The following is a 17,125-nucleotide window of genomic DNA, read 5'->3' on the forward strand; positions in this document are numbered from 1 at the left end:
CTACAGCGGAAAACGCTCCGAGGAAACCCGCTGAAGCGAGAAATCGCCTTCAGCGTTATCCGGGAGGTTCCGGGGGTCTGCCCTCGGGACTAAATGCAGACCCTGCCGCTCCTCGACCGACTGCGAACATGCCAGCAGAGGCTCAATCAAGCTGTCCCAGGAATGTTCCGCGAGCACCCTCTGATAGGCAGCAGCACCTCGACGCCCGGACTCCGCCGGGCTTGCCAACGCCTCAAGCATGCAAGACGCAAAATCCGCGGGTTCATCCGAGTTGACCACCCAGCCGGAAATCCCGTCGAGCACGCCTTTTGCCGAAGCCCCGAGAGCCACTGTCGGCAGACCCGCTGCCATATAATTCAAATTCTTGATCGGAAAACCCGACCAGGAAACCCGCGGGGAGACACCCACACGCGCCCGACCAAGCTCGGCCGCCACTTCCGACAGGGCCTGAGCCTCAACGAAATGAATCCGGGGCCCAAGAGCAGAGCACCGCCAGCGCTTCAACGCTGCGCCCCGGGCGTGTGTGACAATGCGCAACTCGGCTTGCGGGTCGCTTGCGGCAACGATCTCCCAGGCACGAAACAAATGCTGCAGATTTTGATAGCCATCACAATTCCCGGCAAATACGACCGCTCGTTCTCGCTTCTCACGGCGACCCGCCTGGAACGGCTCCGGGTCGAGTCCCGGAGGAATTATCCAAACCTTTTCGGCAGAGACCCCTCGCCCCACAAGGTGGTCCCCCACGTCTGCGCTGAGCGCCACGACAGCATCGGCCATCGCCGGCAAAACACCATCCATTTTCCGGGCGGAGGCGCGGACCGAGGAGGCAAGCCAATCGGGGCTGTAGAGTGGCAATTCATCTTCAGCAACATTATGCGCGTGGTAGACAACTTTGACGCCAAGCATCCCGCGCACCAGCAGAGAGGCCGCCAAGGCCTCGTAATTATGGGCATGAAGAATTTGCAACCGCTCCCGCCGCACCACCTGAAAAAGTCGGCCCACCAGTAGTGAATCGAAAAAAGGGCGCTCCAGCAGGTGCAATCCGCTTACAGATGGGCGTGGACGAAACTTCGCCATCCGACTCAAGGGATGACGGCGATAGAGGCCTTCCGCAGCACGCGGATCCAGAGGTCCGATCAGGTGAACGCTTTCGCCGGATCGAGCCAACGCATTGGCCATCTCTCCAATATGGACTTGCGAGCCTCGCGGTGCGGGAAACCGAGACGCAGCAACGATTCCCACCCTCCGCCGGGCAACTGCCGATTCTGCCGCAGGAAACTCTGCCAATGCCAAATTTTCTTGCACGTTTGAATCCTGGCCCTCAGAACAATGTATAAACAAAAGGAGAGGCGCCATCATCAGGCGCCGCCCACAACATGGCCGCTGTCAGCGCAAGGACACCAACCGCCGGCGCGAGCCACCATACCTTGTGGCGCCAAAGGAAAGCCAGAATTCCTTCTTCGGAGTTTTCGTCCATCGATCCGTTGTCTTCACGAGTTTCCGGAAAGAAGTTCATCGCTATCCCTTCGGGAGGCGCTGGATTTTGACTTCCCCTTGGAGCGGAATTCATCTCTCTTCATCCCGTAAGATTTCATCTTGCGATGCAGCGTCGCGGCATCCACCAGAGCGTGTTTCGCGCTATTGCTGATAGCCCCCTGGTATTTCCTTAGCACATGCCCGAGATAATCTCGTTCACATCGCCGGAGGAACTCTTTCAAGGGGATCTCGTAGTCATTGCCGCGGCTGCGAGTGCCCGCAAGTGCGCGCGTTTTAGCATTCGTCGGCAAGTCCACCACTTTCAGGACATCGCCGCTGGTGCGAAGAATGGAACGTTCGAGCACATTCCCCAACTCTCGAACGTTGCCAGGCCACTGATGGCTCATGAGTTCGGACAACGCCTTGTTGGAAATTCGCTGCAAACCCTTGTCTTTGGCCGATTTGGAGTTTTGCAGAAACTCGGCAACCAGCAATGGGACATCCTCGATCCGATCGCGCAGCGGAGGAATGCGGATTGGCACGACATTGATCCGGTAGTAGAAGTCTTCGCGCATCTTGCCGCTGGCGACCAATTCCTCGAGATCGACGTTGGTGGCTGCAATGATCCGCAAGTTCACTTGAATGCGCCGATTCGAACCGAGACGCTCGAACTCGCACTGCTCCAGAACGCGCAGAAGCTTCATCTGCATATTCAGCGAAATCGCCTCGACTTCGTCCAGGAACAAGGTTCCGCCAGAGGAAAGCTCAATCTTGCCCACGCGGTCCTGAACGGCCCCGGTGAACGCACCGCGATCGAATCCGAACAACTCGCTCTCCAGCAGGGTGTCCGGAAATGCAGCGCAGTTCAGAGCCACGAATTTTCCGCTTTTGCGCTTGCCCTGATAATGCACCGCCCGAGCACAAAGTTCCTTGCCGGTGCCCGACTCCCCGACCAGCAACACCGTCGATTCGGTCTGGGCCAGAGCTTCGATCTGCGAGAAAATATCGTGCATCTTGGGATTACGCGACACCATATTGGCGAAGGAGTAACGCTCCTCAAGTTGGCCGCGGAGGTAGCTGATTTCGTCGATGAGGCGTCTCTTCTCGAGAACTTTCTCCGCTGCGAGCAGGATCTCCTCATTTTGAAATGGCTTGGTGATATAGTCTGCAGCCCCTCGCTTGATGGCCTCAACCGCGCCCTTGATGCTGGCGTAACCAGTGATCATGATCACGTCCAGATCCGGCTGTCGCTCGCGAAGCTCGCTGGTCAGACTCAGGCCATCGGTTCCGGGGATCTTGAGATCGACAAGCGCCAGAGAAAACTCGTGGTTCACGAGAGCCTCTTTGGCCTCCGGCCCAGAGTTTGCGGTGGCCACCAGATATCGCTGGCTCGTGAGCAATTCGTCGAGTTGTCTGCAGATGAATGGGTCGTCATCAACGATCAGTATGCGTGTTTCCATTACGTTTCAGGCATCCCAAGGCAGAACCAGACACACCTGCGTGGTACCGTCCTTCAGTTCGCACAGAGACAGAGTGCCTCCGTGAGTTTCGATCGTGCGTTGAGCGTTCGCCCAATCAAGCATGCGAACCTCTTCGGCGGCTTCGGGCCTGAGGGCCGACGCAGCCGCCATCCGAAATTCAAAGGCTCGCATATGCTCGACCGTATCGACGAAGATCCGGTAGCCGAGCAAGGATCCGTCGCTGGCTTGATTCAAGGTCCGTCCGACCGTCTGGATCGAGGCAGAGAACTTCCCGGGGTCAATCAAGATTCCGCGCTCTTCGATCCCCGCCGCCATCGTCAATTCGATTTTCGCTTCGGGAACCTCGGACGCGAGCAACTGCTCAATCGCGTTCGCAACCTCGGAGAGCTCCATCCGGACGCTCTCGAGCGGAGCCGGACTCAGATACTGCATGGCGCGGTTCAAAAAGCTCTCAAGCTTCTGAATCGATCCCGTAAGCGGGTCGCCTAATGGCTCGGCTTCATCGCCCCCCGCAAGTTCCTGAACGTAATCTGCCCAGTAGTAAAGTTTGTGAAAATGGTTGCCCAACTCGTGGCGAATCTCGCGAAGAACGTCTTCGTCGAGATTATGCCCCTCAGGTGCTCGGCGAGAAATGGCCTCGGCCACGGCGACCAGATCGAAATTCGAAGAGATCTCGGTCTTGTTCGCCTCTCGGCTTCCTGGACTTGCTCCGCGCATCAACCCCGCCTCCCTTTCCCGACAGCACCAATCGTGCATCGCTGAGAGATATGTCGGCACAAACGAGCCGACACTTTACTGCAAAGCTGCCACGTTTCGAAGGTTGATTGCGGAAATGCGAGGTAGGTCCAGGGTGGGGATTCGAAATTGAATTTGGTGGGAATCGAAGTGGGAAGACTGAAATGAACAGCTTCTAAAGAATGTCAAAACTATAAATGGATTTTGCTTCAGTGAATGAGACCGGCGAACCACAAGAGAAAATGCGTTCCCACCACGGCACCAGCTATCGCCACGACCACGACGAAGGAGGAGCCTTCTCGTTTGCCGGCGCGCTTTCTGCGTGGAGGGTTGAACTCTATTCGGACCGCCATACTCTCTGAAATAAAGCCTAAACAGTAATTCTGTCAACACGGGAGTTCATGCCGCGTTGCGTTATTGCACGAAAATCTGGTTCCGGCGGCCTTGCGGAAATGCCGGTTATTCTCGCGGGAAAAGGTCGACCACCTTACCCGTTCGGCCCCCGGTCGGACCGGGCTTGGGCCCAGGGGCCGGCGCCTCTGGCGTATTTCCGGCAGATTCCTCGGGGCTGTCTTCGGCAGTATCGCCGGCAGTACCTTCCCCATGATCCTCCGCCGTGTCTTCGACCATCTCCTCGGCCGAGGCATGCGAAGCCCCCAAATCGGGCAACCTCTCCAACCGGATTGGCTGCCCACTCATTGTGAAATCACCACCATCGATCTGCACGCGCTCCAGAATCCATGTGATCGGTCGCGGAGGCACCGCGAGCAGCAGGAGATCGCAATGATACCATCCCTCGAGTTCATGAGGCCGGATGGCCTCGATCCGCGCGAACCCGGCGGGCTTGCTCGCCGACTGGATCAGGACCAGATCCCCGGGGATCGTCTCGCGGGTGTCGCTCATCATCCTGTCCTAGCCGCTTTCCGTCGTGAATTCACGGTCGGCGCGATCGAGCTCCTCAAGCAAGAACCTGAAATATCTCTTCCCGCAAGGCTCCGTTGGTAGCGATCCCCGAAAGGCCATGAATCGTGCGATTCCCTCTCCAGTCGACAAAGACTCCGCCTGCCTCCTCCAGAATCGGCAGCATGGGCGCACAGTCCCAAGGGGCGAGGATCGGATCGAACATGGCTTCGGCTTGCCCCATGGCTACGAGGGCATATCCATAACAGTCGCCCCAGCCTCGTTGACGGCCACAACGCTCCAGAATGCGGCCAAATGCCTCAGCCTCATTGCCGAAATGCCCCGGGCTGGCATCGGTCGACAGTACGGTAGCATCGGCCAATTGATCCACCTCCGAAACCCGCAGGCGCTGACCATCCCGCCAGGCACCCTGACCCTGAACAGCCCATAGGTTCATGGATAAAGCAGGAAATCCCATAATCCCCAGCGGGACTTCTTCGCCCATCTCCAGGCCGACGAGGGTTCCATAAAACGGAACGCCGCGGATAAAGGATTGGGTGCCATCGATAGGATCGATAATCCAGCGCCGTCCGCTCGAGCCCTTTTTCTCGCCATGCTCCTCCCCGAGAATGCCGTCGTCGGGAAACGCGGCCTCGAGCCCTTCGCGAATCAGTGCCTCAGCGCCTCGATCAGCGACCGTAACCGGCGAATCATCGGCCTTGGTCTCGACCGCAATATCCTTCCCGAAATACTTCAACGTCAACTCGCCCGCCTGCTCCACCAGAGCAAGTGCCGTTTCCCGTTCTTTCTCGAAACTGTCCATACTTCAGGTTCGCCCATGCGGCGCCTTCGAGGTCAAATGGTCAGTCATAGATACCCGACATAAACCAACCCGATCGTTCCTCCGGTGCGTTCAAATCCTGATAGATTCGACAAAACCCTCCATTCCGAAGCTCCACATCGTAATAATCCCGACAGCACGGCTTTTCGGCCCACCATTCGACTTCAATTCGCCAGGGTCCGCCCATGCGCACAATGCCGCAGGAAACTCCGTTCCGGAGCAGAGCCGAGAATATCCGACCATTGCCGACGATCTCGATCCGCAGCGCCGGCCGCAGGAGGCGAAGAAAAGTTGCCGGCTTTTCCCGAGCCATCTCCCACCCCCTTGTCCCCCCCGTATCCGGCCTATGAACAGGCGCAAAAGTCGCCAGCACCGAAGGTTCGGGACGATAGCCTTGCGGCGCCAATGGCCTTCCCACCCGCCCCTCTCCACAAATCGAGGCCAGGCGAGCCAGCGTCGTTGCCAGACGCAAAGGCGGCGGCCCGGCCGGACGAAACAAATCCAACTGCTCCGGACGCGCCTCCTCGGGCACAAATACCAACGATACTTTCGCGATGGCTGCATCGGGGGGATGGCGCTCCAGTTCAAGACGAAGAACTTCGAGCAGCACCTTGTGCTCTCGAGTAGCCGCCAAAACACCCATGGGCCGTTCCTGAACCGTCCCGTCGGTCGCCTCCAGGCGGAGCCGCATGGCCGCCACCGCCATGGAACGAAGCTCCAATCGTACCAGCAAACGTTCCAGCAACCCTCGCAAGACGAAAAGAAGTGCCTGCAGCGAATCGACACCCCATTCCAGAGTAACCCCCTCCAGCAGGTCCACCTTCGGGAACCGCCGACGGAGAGGTCGGGAAAATATTCCGCAAGCCTGTTCCCATAAGCGAACACCTTCTCGGCCCAGACGTGTGGCTACCTGGTCTCGGGGAATGGCCGCCAATTGCCCCAGATATTCGATACCAACCCCCTCGAGCCACGCCTGAATCTCCGAGTCCGGGTGCAAGAGGGCCAGAGGGCGCTCCGCCAGCCACTCACGATCGCCACCGGGGGGAATCAGAACAACCTCTCCCGGATGCGAGGCGGCTTCTTCTGCAGCAACGATCGCTGTTGCCAGACGATCAGCCAGACCGACGGCAGGCAAAAATCCCCCGGGAGTCAAACGCGACAGAAGCGCCGAGGCCAGTCCCCCGGTCGAGCGAAAACGACCGCCTGCCTCCGGTACCTCGAGGTAAACGGCCTGCGCGGATTGTTCGGAAAGCGGCGCCAATTCGACGTGCGGCACCACCGTGAAAACACCTTCGAAAAAGGACTCACGTGCCGCATGAAGTATCTCCGGGTCCATCGGGCGGAGCAAAAAGTCGGAGGATCGCGCCATCGCTTGCGCAACGGTCATTCCCGCTGACGCGCCACGAGCCACCGCTTCTGCCGAACAACAAAGAATCCGGGATTCCGGCTGTGGGGTCTGGCCAGAACGTGTCAACAGGAGCGAAACACCTCGCAGCTCCGGCTCCGCTCGCCGCAGAGCCACTACCGGAAAATCCCGAATGCAAAGACTGGCGTAGCGAGACATCAGAGAAAAACCGAGACCCCGAATCCCGATCCTCCCGGAGATCGGTGAACCTTGACCAGCGACTGCAATCCCTGAAGGAAACTTCGATCCTCAATCCCGGAAGCCCAGATGGCTCGGGGCGCAGAGCATTCCAGGCGCACGGCCGCAGGAACACCTTCCAGACGGGGCGTGGGGCCGGAAAGAAGCAGGAGCGTGGCCCTGTTTTGTCGGGCCGCCCGACTCAACCGGACCCCCGCCGCAGCACCCACGTGCCACGGCCGCGTGGAAACCCATTGCAAAGCGACCTCCACACGGGGCTGTAAATCCAGAACCACGAGTGGAAAGTCTCCGCTCCGCAGGAGGATCTCCGCTGCATCCAGTGATTGAGCAAGGTCCCGGGGGCGCACCCGAAGGACTTCCTGCAAACAGCTACCGAATCGGGAGCAAGCCTCGGGGTCGAAAACATCGTGGGGATCAATCCAGCCCACCGAACGTCCGGAGGCGGTCACCTCGGACATCAGACGAATCGCCAGATTGGTACTGCCGCCGGAAAGTGATCCAAAAAATTCGCTACATCGCCCCACGGGCAAACCGCCACCGATGCGAGTGTCCAGCACCGACAAACCAATCGGCTCCCAGCGATCCTCCAGAGCACGCGCGGCAAAGGCTGTGCCGCGATAAATTCCTCCGGGTAATTCCGGGAGCAGTTCCTTCAGAGACGAGCGCATCCGAGAATCTTCGCCTTTTGTTCGCCATGATGCAATCCCTATTTCGGGGAATTCTCCGGAACGAATTGCGACAGACAATAGTGGATGGTACCCAAAAAACCGCGATCCCCGGTAGCTCAGTTGGTAGAGCAGTCGGCTGTTAACCGACTTGTCACTGGTTCGAGTCCAGTCCGGGGAGCTGAAAAAGCCTCACGCATTTGCGTGGGGCTTTTTTATGCCCTAGCCCGCAGGATCGTCCAGCCAGCCATCGGCCAGGGCACCTTCGGCGATCCAGTCCTGCACCAGCACCCGCAGGTGTCTCGGGATCCGGGGCCCATCATCCGGCATCCGCCCTCCAAAACCGGGGGACAACGATCCCGTCAACTTCCGCAGAAGAAAACTGCGATCGGGATCGCCCGGGGCGACGAGCAACAACCCTGCAGCCCGCGCCGCCCCGTTCCCGGGCTCCATACCCACAAGCTCCCCGTAGGCCGCCCCTGTCTCGAGCAGCAAGCCCCCCGCTGTCGATTCCGAATCATGGCAGCCCCCAACAGCACAGCCCTTATCGAGGATCTGCCGTTGAATCCGATCAAAAGTTCCGTCGAAGAAAATCTTTTCATCGCATCCCCCTCGAGCCGGGCGGCAACTCAGGCGAAGCTGGTCTCGATCCAGCACGGACTCCCCGCCAACGTATATCGAACGCGAACGAAGACGAACCGTCTTTCGACCGGTTCGACAGCTCCCCCCTCGCCGTGGCCCATCCACAGGCACCAAAACCGTCGACAAAGGCATGCAACGCTCGTCCAATTCCTCGGGGAATTCAAAAAAAGCATCCGCCAGCGACTGCAGAGCCTGAAAATCCGGATCGAATTCCCGACTGCCATCGTCCTCGGCATCTTCCACCGTAATCTGACGCAAACCTTGCCGATCGCAGCGGTCCCCTCCGCTATAATTGGAGCAAATGCCGACAGAAAAGGCGCATTGGCCGTTCACGACGCCGTCGGAATCACAAGTAGGATCCCCGTCGGTGCAAACCAGACGCTTTCCCACGATCGCGTCCGCTGCAGGCACCTGAAACACCGCGAGGCAATCCGTGCTCCGAGGCCCCCCTCCCTGGAAAATATCACCAGGAAACGAGGGACTTCCAGTTGCTGACACAATCAAAAGACCGCCGAATATCGCCCCCAAGGATTTCCACATCAAATTCTCCTTCACGAGCTTTGACGCAGCTTCCCCCCGGGAATTCGCATGTAGGGATTCAGTCTTTAAAGCGTCAGAAGTCCGCCCACAATCGTTCCGGCGAGCGCGAGGAGCACCAGAAGATCTGAGAAGCGGAGCTGACCATTTCGGTTGGGGTTCTGCATGAGTTTTTGCGCGGCCTAAAACCGCTCCAAAGACATTCGCAGACACACCCTCTCAGGCGCAATAGGGAAATATACAGCGATCCAAAACTTATTTGGACCCAATCGGCTCTTTTTCTTCGGGCAAGGGGGTCGCCTGCACCACAACCCCTCGGCTCACGGACACTTTTCCAGCGGCCATTCCGCGCTCTTTTCGCACATCCGCTCTTTTCGCGAGATGGACGGCAACCTTGCCGCCGCTCCGCGCGCGTGAATGGCGAGCGGCCACCGCGGCTGCAAAGCGGGCAGTGTCCCGGGGCAAACGATCCACCCCGTCCGGATTCCGGACAATGACGTGAGAGCCGGAATCCCCTGAAATATGAAGCCAGAAGTCGCGTGGGGAAGACAATTTGAATGTGAGCAGATCGTTATCGGCCGCCGTCTTCCCGGCCAGGACCACAAAACCGTCCGGGGACACGTAACGCCGAGCGATGCGGACCCCGCGAAAGATACCTTCATCCGGATCATTCGCACCTTCGGGGGGCCCCGCCTTACGCCCCATTCGGCACCTCCCGGAAAGCCACCCCTCCCGTCCTCCGTTCAGATCTGCAGGGCATAGTTGGCAGCTCCCAGAAGAGCCGTCTTCGGATTCAGGGAGATCGAAACACGGAGCGATTTCATGAAATCGCCAAATCGACCCTTGGCGTGAAATCCCCGTAAAAAGGGGCCTCGTTGCAGTAAGGCAATGTTCTTCGGTGCGATCCCTCCACCGATATAGACGCCGCCATGAGTCAGCCCCCGCAAGGCCACGTTCCCTGCCTCGGCGCCGTAGAGTTCGAAAAAAAGATCCATGGTGGCCAGGGGCAACGCAGCCCCCTCATCTTGAGCCATCTGCGAAATAGCTGCAGCCGGATCTCCGGCTCCCAACCTGGCCGCCATCTCTTTCGGCTCGTTGTAGCCCCCCCGGTCTCGCAGAAATTCATAGATGGCGTGGATTCCCTGGCCCGAAAGGATTCGCTCCGAGCTGACCCGACCGCCCAGCTTTTCGCGCAGATACACGAGCAGTTCGACTTCCTGATCGGTGCGCGGCGCAAAATCGGCATGACCGCCCTCACTCGCCATCGGATGATGATGGCGGCCGTCCCAATACAAATAAGCCTCCCCCAATCCGGTGCCAGCCGCCACTACGGCCACGTTGCCGCGCCGACCCGGACGGGTCGGCGCCTGCAACTGCAGCAACTCGTTGGACGGCAGGTGCAGCATCCCGAACGAAGTTGCTTCGAGATCATTCAGGAGGCGAACGGGCGTGCCCGACAGACGGGCTTGCAGGGCCGTTTCCTGCAGGAGCCACGGAAGGTTGGTCGTCCGACATTCGCCATCCACGACCGGCCCCGCCACATCCAGACAAGCACTCCGCAGAGGGGGTGTTTTCGCGTCGAGAAAGCGATTCAGAAGATCATCGAAAGTCGCATAGTCGCCACTGCCGAACGTTTGCTCTCGAACACAATGCAGTTGCTCCCCATCAACGGAGTACAGGGCCAGCAAAGTCTTGGTGCCCCCGATATCGCCCGCCAGAATATGATCGGTTTCCGTCATCAAATCTTGCGCCAGGCGCGTTCCTTCGAGGCGATCAGGCGCTCGGCCTCCACCGGACCCCAGCCACCAGCCGCGTACTCGGGCAACCAGCGGTCGCCCGACTCCGCCCAGCCGTCCAGAATCCCCGACACCCATTGCCAGGAAGCCTCCACGGCATCACGGCGCATGAACAAGGTCGCATCGCCGGCGACGACATCCAGCAACAAGCGCTCGTAGGCCTCCGGAGACTCCTCCGCAAACGCCTGGCCATAATGAAAGTCCAGATCGACCGGCGTGATCGCCAGACGAAGTCCCGGAGCCTTGGTGGCGATCCCCAGCGACATGCCCTCGTCAGGCTGGATTCGCATCGCCAGCACGTTGGGCTTGAGATTCGCATCGCCCGCATTGAACAAAACGGGAGGAACCGATTTGAATTGAATAGCAATCTCGCTGGCGCGCACCGGCAATCGCTTTCCGGTCCGGATAAAAAACGGCACACCGGCCCAGCGCCAATTATCGACGTGCGCCTTGATCGCCACATAGGTCTCGGTGGTCGAGTCCGGCGCCACTCGGTCTTCACGTCGGTAACCCGGCACCTCCGTATCGCCCGCCTGCCCCGCACCATATTGCGCGCGCACCACGCGCTGTCCCACCTCGGCCGGCCCGATCGGCCGGAGACAATTGAGGACCTCCATTTTATGGTCGCGCACCACTTCGGAAGACAGCGTCCAAGGCGGTTCCATCGCGGTGAGACAGAGCAACTGAAGAATATGGTTCTGCACCATGTCGCGCAGTGCCCCGGCTTCCTCATAATATCCGGCTCGAGTTCCAACGCCCTCGGTTTCCGAGACCGTGATCTGCACATGGTCGATATACTTCTGGTTCCACAAAGGCTCGAAAATCGAGTTCCCGAAGCGGGCCACCAGAATGCTCTGGACGGTTTCCTTGCCCAGGTAGTGGTCGATCCGAAAGACCTGCTCCTCGGCAAAGACCTCGGCCACCTTGTCGTTGATCGCGCGCGCGCTTTCCAGATCGTGGCCGATCGGCTTCTCGATAATGATTCGGGTAAAGGGCTGTCCCTCGTCCACCGAATTGACCAGGCCCGCAGCCGCCAGGCCCTCGATACAGGTCTGAATCGCACTGGGCGGTATCGAGAGATAGAAGACACGATTCGCCGGCATCCCCTTGGCAGATTCCAGTTCGTCCAACCGCGACGCGAGGGCAAGGAAGGCCTGCGGGTCGTCAAAGGTGCCCTCGACATAATGGACGTTGCCAAGAAATTGATCCCAGTGCTCCGGATCAACTTCGCGCCGGCTGTATTCATTCAGACTCTTTTTGGTCAGATCCCGAAACGAATCATCATCCATCTCGCGGCGGGCAAAGCCGACGACCGAAAAGGGCTCGGGCAAAAGCTCGTCGCGGAAAAGGTTATACAAGGCGGGTAAGAGCTTGCGACGGGTCAAATCCCCCGCCGCCCCCAGAATGACCACCGAAGTGGGGGCCAAGCGCCCGGCTGTCGGCTCTGCTGCAATCATGACCCCACCTTGAATCGACGGCGAAAAGACGCCAGCGACTAACTTTCCTCGGGTTTCTCGAGATGGCCCCCGAATTGAAAACGCATCGCCGAACAGACCTTCTCGGCAAATGTATGGTCCTGGCGTGATCGGAACCGGGCAAATAGTGCCGCACTGAGCACATCCACCGGAACCGCGGCCTCGACCGCGGTCTGGATCGTCCAACGACCTTCACCGGAATCCGACACACGTCCCGAAAACTGCTCCAGATTTGGGTCTTTGGCCAAAGCGATCGCCGCCAGATCCAACAACCAGGAGCCGACCACACTGCCGCGGCGCCACACCTCGGCCACATCGGCCACGTTGATATCGTAGTCCAGGTCCCCGTGCATCGACGGAGCGGTCTCGGCATCGTGAACCTTTGCGCGCGTATCAGCGTCGCCATTCTGAAGAATATCAAACCCCTCGGCGAACGAGGCCATGATGCCGTATTCGATTCCGTTATGGACCATTTTCACAAAATGACCGGCACCCGCGGGGCCGCAGTGGAGATAGCCGTCCTCGGCCGTGCCCCCCAAAGCTTCGCGACCGGGCGTGCGCTCCAGGTCGCCTCGTCCCGGTGCGATAGTTCGAAAAATCGGGTCGAGGTGCTGCACGGCATCCGTGTCGCCACCGATCATCAGGCAATAGCCCCGCTCGAGACCCCAGACGCCACCGCTGGTGCCGCAATCCAGATAACGGATACCCTTGGGCTCGAGCGCCGCCGCGCGAGCACGGTCGTCTCGGAAGTACGAGTTGCCGCCATCGATCAGGATGTCTCCGGCTCCCATGAATTCGGCAACCTCATCCACAACAGCGCCGGTCACCCCGGCGGGCACCATCACCCAAGCCGCCCGCGGCGTCTCGAGCGCCCCGCAGAACTCTTCGAGAGAACCGGCACCGGTCGCGCCTTCCTTGACCAAGGTCGCCACCGCATCGGCGTCCGGGTCGTACACAACGCAGGTATGACCATCTTTCATCAACCGACGCACCAAATTGGCGCCCATGCGCCCCAAACCAATCATTCCTAGTTGCATGACTTCCTCACCTCAGGAGTAGACTTCGACTCCGTCTTCGCTCTGACACAGGACGGCGTTTGCCATCCCGAGGAAAAAACCGGTTCCCACCACACCCGGGATCCGGAGAATTTGCTCTTCGAGACTGGCCGGATCTTCTACCGGATCAATGGCACAGTCCAGAATGAAGTTGCCGTTATCCGTCAGGTAGGGGCCGGCTTCGGTCACACGCAGCCCCGGGCGACACTTCATGGCCGCAAGTTGGCGCTCGCAAAGTGCACGACCGAAAGGCACGACCTCCACCGGAAGTTTGCCGCGCTCGCCGAGGCGGGTGACTTTTTTCTCGGGGCCGACCAGAATCACCAGCTTCTGCGATGAGGCCGCGACGATTTTCTCGCGCACCAAAGCTCCGCCCCACCCCTTGACCAGATCTCGGGCAGGCGTGAACTCATCCGCGCCATCGAAAGTCACGTCCAGAGTGCCCGCTTCCGCCAGAGTGACCAGCGGGATCGACAGATCCGCGGCCAGAGCCTCGGTGGCATCCGAGGTCGGCACAGCCCGAATCGTCAGGCCACCGGCGACGCGCTCGCCAAGCGCTCGAACAAACTGCTCGGCGGCTCGTCCGGTGCCCAGGCCAATCGTTTGGCCATCTGCCACCCACTCCAGCGCCTTCGCGGCGATTTGGCCCAAAGCCGGCCCAGGATCTCCCACTGCCCCACCTCCATGAACCCGGCCACCAGCACAAAGGCCTCGCCGGGCGTGTTACCGGTTCTTCAGTTGCCGACGATTGCATCCCTTTTCGACTCGACCGAGGCGAGCAGCACACCGAAAGCCTCCGAGAACTGCCGAACACCGTCGACCAGCAGTTCATCGGTAATCCGATCCATGGAAATCCCCAACTTCTCGAGCGCGGTCATAATTTCCCGCGCCTCATCGAGCTTGGCTTCCCAATCCGTTTGCAGAGCCGGCGTCGGATGTCCTTCCTCTCGGTAGGCATCGAATGTCGCCGCCGGAATCGTATTGACCGTGTCCTCGCCGATCAGTTCCTCGACGTATTTCAATTTCGGGTAGTCGGGATTTTTAGTGCTCGTGCTCGCCCACAGGACTCGTTGCGAGGTCGCGCCTGCTGCCGCAAGGGCACTCCAGCGTTTACCGGCAACCGTTTCCTGATAGCTCGCGTAAGCAATCATCCCGTTCGCAACCGCGATTCGCCCTTGCAGACTCTCGATCGCACGACGCTTCACCGCGTCTTCCTGCTGCGCCAAGGCTTCGCCGATCCGCGAATCCGCCAACGAATCGATCCGGCTGATGAAGAAACTCGCCACCGACGCAATCTTGCTCAAGTCGCGACCGGCAGCAGCAGCGTCTTCCAGACCCGCGATATAAGCCTCCGCGCAATCCTCGTAGGCACTCACGGAGAAAAGCAGCGTCACATTCACGCTGATGCCTTCGCCGATCAAGGTGCGAATCGCCGGCATGCCTTCCGGCGTGCCCGGCACCTTGATCAGGATATTTTCCCGACCGATTTGCTTATGGACCCGGCGGGCATATTCGACGGTGCCGTCGGTGTCAGCGGCCAGGTAGGGCGAGACTTCGAAACTGACGTAGCCATCGCGCCCTTTGGTATCGACAAATACCGGGTGCAGAATGTCAGCGGCGAGCTGAATATCTTCGATCGCCAGAGCCTCGTACAAGTCCATCGGCTCCTTGACACCATTGCCGACAAGCGTCCGCAGATCGCCATCATAATCGTCGCTGCCGCCCACTGCTTTTTCGAAGATGGCCGGGTTCGAGGTCACCCCCAGAAGCCCATCGTTGTCCACGAGGCCCTTGAGTTCTCCCGAGGTCAGAATCCCGCGGCGGATATTGTCGTACCATATGCTTTGACCGTACTTCTGCACGTCGATCAGAGGATTGCTCATTTGCTGCTCCTGATGGTTTGTTAAGGACTTCTGGATTCCGAGGCGTTCGCATGGTCTGCTCCATGCAGACCCGCCGTACAGCCTGAGACATCGCTCTCAGGTCTGCCGAGACAATTCAACTACAGTACCAAGAAGGTGGTCGTTTCCACATGCAAGGCACATCCAAAGGTAAAACTGACAGGCTCGGGGCCGCCCTCCTGCCAGAGGATTCCCATGATATCCGGCTGCTCAGCCATGTGCGACCCGGAGATTGGCAAAACCCGGAGCCGCAGGGCCGCTACAATCTCGTCGTCATCGGGGGCGGCACCGCTGGATTGGTCACTGCGGCCGGAGCGGCGGGACTCGGCGCCCGAGTCGCTCTGATCGAAGGGGGCCTGCTGGGCGGAGACTGCCTCAACGCAGGCTGCGTTCCTTCCAAGGCAATTCTACGGAGCGCCAAAGCCCGGGTGGATCCCGCCACCAATGCCGAACTGGGGTACCCGGCCGAAGGCGGCCCGGACTTCGGCCGTGCCTTCGAGCGCATGCGCCAGCTTCGTGCGGACCTCTCGCCGGTCGACTCGGCTCGCCGCTTCCGCGACGAACTCGGCGTCGATGTCTATCAGGGGCGCGGCCGCTTCGAGAGCCCCGATAGCGTCCGGGTCGGCGACCAATCGCTGCTCTTCCACCGCGCCGTGATCGCTACGGGAGCCTCCCCTTCGATACCGCCCATCCCGGGCCTTGCCGAATCGACGCCCCACACCAATGAGTCGATCTTCACGCTGACAGAGGCTCCCGGGCATCTCATCATCATTGGAACCGGACCCATTGGCTGCGAACTGGCGCAGGCTTTTCGCCGGCTTGGCTCGGATGTCACCATGGTTGCGCCCGACGAGCACATTTTACCTCGAGAAGATCGCGATGCCAGCCTGCCGGTGCAACGCGCGCTGGAGAGCGATGGCGTGCAACTTCTTCTTCGGCATTCGATCGAAAAGGTCCAGCGAGTTGGCGACGAGACCCTGCTGCATGTCAAGACCGACGAGGAAGGTCGCGAACTGCGCTGCGACCAGCTTCTGGTCGCCACGGGGCGGTCCCCCAATATCGAAGGTCTCGGGCTGGCCGAGGTCGGCGTCGAGACCGACCCACAACAGGGCATAAAGGTCGATGACCGCCTGCAGACCACAAACCCCAGAATCTATGCTGCCGGAGATGTCTGCCTGGAGCAGAAGTTTACACATGCGGCGGACTTCGCGGCCCGAACAGTCATCCAGAATGCTCTGTTTCGCGGCTCACGGAAGCTGTCGAGCCTGCTGATTCCGAGGTGCACCTATACCGACCCCGAGATCGCCTCGGTTGGCCTGTCCCTGAACCAGGCAGCCGAGGAGAAGATCGAAGTCCGGGAATGGACCGTGCCTTTCGCCGATCTCGACCGGGCGCGTCTCGAGGGCGATACCGACGGATTTGTCCGGATCCTGACCGGCATGAAGTCGGATAAAATTCTGGGGGCCACCATCGTCGCACGGCACGCAGGCGATCTGATCGGAGAAGTCGCCACCGCGATGAGCGCCGGCGTCGGGCTCGGGAAGCTCGCCAACGTCATCCACCCCTACCCCACGCAGGCCGACGCGATCCGGAAAGCCGGTGATCTCTACAATCGAACGCGGCTGACACCGCTGGTCAAAAGACTTTTTGCTCTCTGGTTTCGTTGGAATCGCTGAGGATCGCGCTTTCAGGATGCGGGAGTGCAAGGACATGGCATTTGCGGGGCCGCATCAAGCCAAGGAAAAACTTGAAGCATCCCGCGAAAGCAGAGAAGCTGGAGGCTGTGCCGGGCTGGAAGCCGGGGACAAGAGTGGAGACTCATGAAAACCATGCGGGTTAAAGAGGCGCTTGTCGCCATCACAACAGGTCTGGCCTTCCTCTGGTTGGCGTTTCCGGCCGCCAACCTGGCACGAGCTCAGGATGGCGACATCGGTAATCTGGGGATTCCTTCCGGAGGCTCGATCCAGAGCGGCGTAGGTATTGTCTCGGGTTGGAAATGCACCTCGAACGGCCTGACC

18 protein-coding genes and 1 tRNA gene are annotated in these 17,125 nt (G+C 59.8%); 4 read left to right on the forward strand and 15 right to left on the reverse strand.

Going from position 1 to position 17,125, the window contains the following annotated elements:
* The 4 genes from P8K07_04265 to P8K07_04280 are packed head-to-tail and all read right to left on the reverse strand — an operon-like array spanning position 1 to position 3,674.
* On the reverse strand, positions 1-1,356 hold the full coding sequence (locus tag P8K07_04265) for a glycosyltransferase family 4 protein (GenBank protein ID MDG1957736.1): 1,356 nt from the start codon (positions 1,354-1,356) through the stop codon (positions 1-3).
* Complete coding sequence (locus P8K07_04270; protein MDG1957737.1) at positions 1,322-1,516, reverse strand: DUF5989 family protein; 195 nt, start codon at positions 1,514-1,516, stop codon at positions 1,322-1,324. Before P8K07_04270 ends, P8K07_04265 begins: the two co-directional genes overlap by 35 nt.
* Positions 1,491-2,936, reverse strand: coding sequence for a sigma-54 dependent transcriptional regulator (locus tag P8K07_04275; GenBank protein ID MDG1957738.1), 1,446 nt, complete (start codon positions 2,934-2,936; stop codon positions 1,491-1,493). The genes P8K07_04270 and P8K07_04275 overlap by 26 nt, the downstream gene beginning before the upstream one ends.
* Before the next feature lie 6 nt (positions 2,937-2,942).
* A complete protein-coding gene (locus P8K07_04280) occupies positions 2,943-3,674 on the reverse strand; it encodes a hypothetical protein (protein ID MDG1957739.1) in 732 nt (243 codons plus the stop codon).
* A 215-nt stretch (positions 3,675-3,889) separates the two neighbouring features.
* Here P8K07_04280 and P8K07_04285 point away from each other — a divergent pair, with 215 nt between their 5' ends.
* Positions 3,890-4,054 (forward strand): hypothetical protein, encoded by a 165-nt coding sequence (locus P8K07_04285; GenBank protein ID MDG1957740.1) that lies wholly within the window; start codon positions 3,890-3,892, stop codon positions 4,052-4,054.
* A gap of 97 nt (positions 4,055-4,151) precedes the next feature.
* Here P8K07_04285 and P8K07_04290 read toward each other — a convergent pair whose 3' ends face one another.
* From P8K07_04290 to P8K07_04305, 4 genes are all read right to left on the reverse strand, one after another.
* Complete coding sequence (locus tag P8K07_04290) at positions 4,152-4,598, reverse strand: hypothetical protein (protein MDG1957741.1); 447 nt, start codon at positions 4,596-4,598, stop codon at positions 4,152-4,154.
* Between the two features lie 52 nt (positions 4,599-4,650).
* Positions 4,651-5,415, reverse strand: coding sequence for a histidinol-phosphatase (gene hisN / locus P8K07_04295; protein ID MDG1957742.1), 765 nt, complete (start codon positions 5,413-5,415; stop codon positions 4,651-4,653).
* Between the two features lie 40 nt (positions 5,416-5,455).
* Positions 5,456-6,907, reverse strand: a complete 1,452-nt coding sequence (locus P8K07_04300; GenBank protein MDG1957743.1) for a hypothetical protein — start codon at positions 6,905-6,907, stop codon at positions 5,456-5,458.
* An 89-nt stretch (positions 6,908-6,996) separates the two neighbouring features.
* The gene (locus tag P8K07_04305; GenBank protein ID MDG1957744.1) at positions 6,997-7,704 is read right to left on the reverse strand and encodes a hypothetical protein; all 708 of its coding nucleotides are present in this window, start codon (positions 7,702-7,704) and stop codon (positions 6,997-6,999) included.
* A gap of 105 nt (positions 7,705-7,809) precedes the next feature.
* On the opposite strand from P8K07_04305, the gene P8K07_04310 reads away from it, so the two are divergent.
* Positions 7,810-7,882: transfer RNA gene (locus P8K07_04310), tRNA-Asn, on the forward strand.
* A gap of 41 nt (positions 7,883-7,923) precedes the next feature.
* On the opposite strand, the gene P8K07_04315 is transcribed toward P8K07_04310, so the two are convergent.
* From P8K07_04315 to tal, 7 genes are all read right to left on the reverse strand, one after another.
* Positions 7,924-8,883: a hypothetical protein gene (locus P8K07_04315; GenBank protein ID MDG1957745.1), complete on the reverse strand. Its 960-nt coding sequence runs from the start codon at positions 8,881-8,883 to the stop codon at positions 7,924-7,926.
* Positions 8,884-9,135: 252 nt separating this feature from the next.
* On the reverse strand, positions 9,136-9,585 hold the full coding sequence (locus P8K07_04320) for an NFACT RNA binding domain-containing protein (GenBank protein ID MDG1957746.1): 450 nt from the start codon (positions 9,583-9,585) through the stop codon (positions 9,136-9,138).
* Positions 9,586-9,623: 38 nt separating this feature from the next.
* Entirely contained in the window at positions 9,624-10,619 is a 996-nt protein-coding gene (glk, locus tag P8K07_04325) for a glucokinase (protein MDG1957747.1), read from the reverse strand.
* Positions 10,619-12,133, reverse strand: coding sequence for a glucose-6-phosphate dehydrogenase (gene zwf, locus P8K07_04330; GenBank protein MDG1957748.1), 1,515 nt, complete (start codon positions 12,131-12,133; stop codon positions 10,619-10,621). Before zwf ends, glk begins: the two co-directional genes overlap by 1 nt.
* Before the next feature lie 38 nt (positions 12,134-12,171).
* Entirely contained in the window at positions 12,172-13,188 is a 1,017-nt protein-coding gene (gene gnd, locus P8K07_04335) for a decarboxylating 6-phosphogluconate dehydrogenase (protein ID MDG1957749.1), read from the reverse strand.
* A gap of 12 nt (positions 13,189-13,200) precedes the next feature.
* Entirely contained in the window at positions 13,201-13,878 is a 678-nt protein-coding gene (gene rpiA / locus P8K07_04340; protein MDG1957750.1) for a ribose-5-phosphate isomerase RpiA, read from the reverse strand.
* 62 nt (positions 13,879-13,940) lie between these two features.
* Entirely contained in the window at positions 13,941-15,089 is a 1,149-nt protein-coding gene (tal, locus tag P8K07_04345) for a transaldolase (GenBank protein ID MDG1957751.1), read from the reverse strand.
* Between the two features lie 149 nt (positions 15,090-15,238).
* Here tal and P8K07_04350 point away from each other — a divergent pair, with 149 nt between their 5' ends.
* Entirely contained in the window at positions 15,239-16,783 is a 1,545-nt protein-coding gene (locus P8K07_04350; protein MDG1957752.1) for a mercuric reductase, read from the forward strand.
* Between the two features lie 153 nt (positions 16,784-16,936).
* On the forward strand, positions 16,937-17,125 hold a 189-nt coding region (locus tag P8K07_04355), incomplete at its 3' end, for a hypothetical protein (GenBank protein ID MDG1957753.1).

This window comes from Candidatus Binatia bacterium, assembly GCA_029248525.1.
GTDB lineage: Bacteria > Desulfobacterota > Binatia > UBA12015 > UBA12015 > UBA12015.

Excerpts from the sequence above, each read along its gene's own strand:
- P8K07_04265 (MDG1957736.1), bottom strand. The coding sequence starts at position 1,356 with ATGGCGCCTCTCCTTTTGTTTATACATTGTTCTGAGGGCCAGGATTCA.
- P8K07_04270 (MDG1957737.1), bottom strand. The coding sequence starts at position 1,516 with ATGAACTTCTTTCCGGAAACTCGTGAAGACAACGGATCGATGGACGAA.
- P8K07_04275 (MDG1957738.1), bottom strand. The coding sequence starts at position 2,936 with ATGGAAACACGCATACTGATCGTTGATGACGACCCATTCATCTGCAGA.
- P8K07_04280 (MDG1957739.1), bottom strand. The coding sequence starts at position 3,674 with ATGCGCGGAGCAAGTCCAGGAAGCCGAGAGGCGAACAAGACCGAGATC.
- P8K07_04285 (MDG1957740.1), top strand. The coding sequence starts at position 3,890 with ATGGATTTTGCTTCAGTGAATGAGACCGGCGAACCACAAGAGAAAATG.
- P8K07_04290 (MDG1957741.1), bottom strand. The coding sequence starts at position 4,598 with ATGATGAGCGACACCCGCGAGACGATCCCCGGGGATCTGGTCCTGATC.
- hisN (MDG1957742.1), bottom strand. The coding sequence starts at position 5,415 with ATGGACAGTTTCGAGAAAGAACGGGAAACGGCACTTGCTCTGGTGGAG.
- P8K07_04305 (MDG1957744.1), bottom strand. The coding sequence starts at position 7,704 with ATGCGCTCGTCTCTGAAGGAACTGCTCCCGGAATTACCCGGAGGAATT.
- P8K07_04315 (MDG1957745.1), bottom strand. The coding sequence starts at position 8,883 with ATGTGGAAATCCTTGGGGGCGATATTCGGCGGTCTTTTGATTGTGTCA.
- P8K07_04320 (MDG1957746.1), bottom strand. The coding sequence starts at position 9,585 with ATGGGGCGTAAGGCGGGGCCCCCCGAAGGTGCGAATGATCCGGATGAA.
- glk (MDG1957747.1), bottom strand. The coding sequence starts at position 10,619 with ATGACGGAAACCGATCATATTCTGGCGGGCGATATCGGGGGCACCAAG.
- zwf (MDG1957748.1), bottom strand. The coding sequence starts at position 12,133 with ATGATTGCAGCAGAGCCGACAGCCGGGCGCTTGGCCCCCACTTCGGTG.
- gnd (MDG1957749.1), bottom strand. The coding sequence starts at position 13,188 with ATGCAACTAGGAATGATTGGTTTGGGGCGCATGGGCGCCAATTTGGTG.
- tal (MDG1957751.1), bottom strand. The coding sequence starts at position 15,089 with ATGAGCAATCCTCTGATCGACGTGCAGAAGTACGGTCAAAGCATATGG.
- P8K07_04350 (MDG1957752.1), top strand. The coding sequence starts at position 15,239 with ATGCAAGGCACATCCAAAGGTAAAACTGACAGGCTCGGGGCCGCCCTC.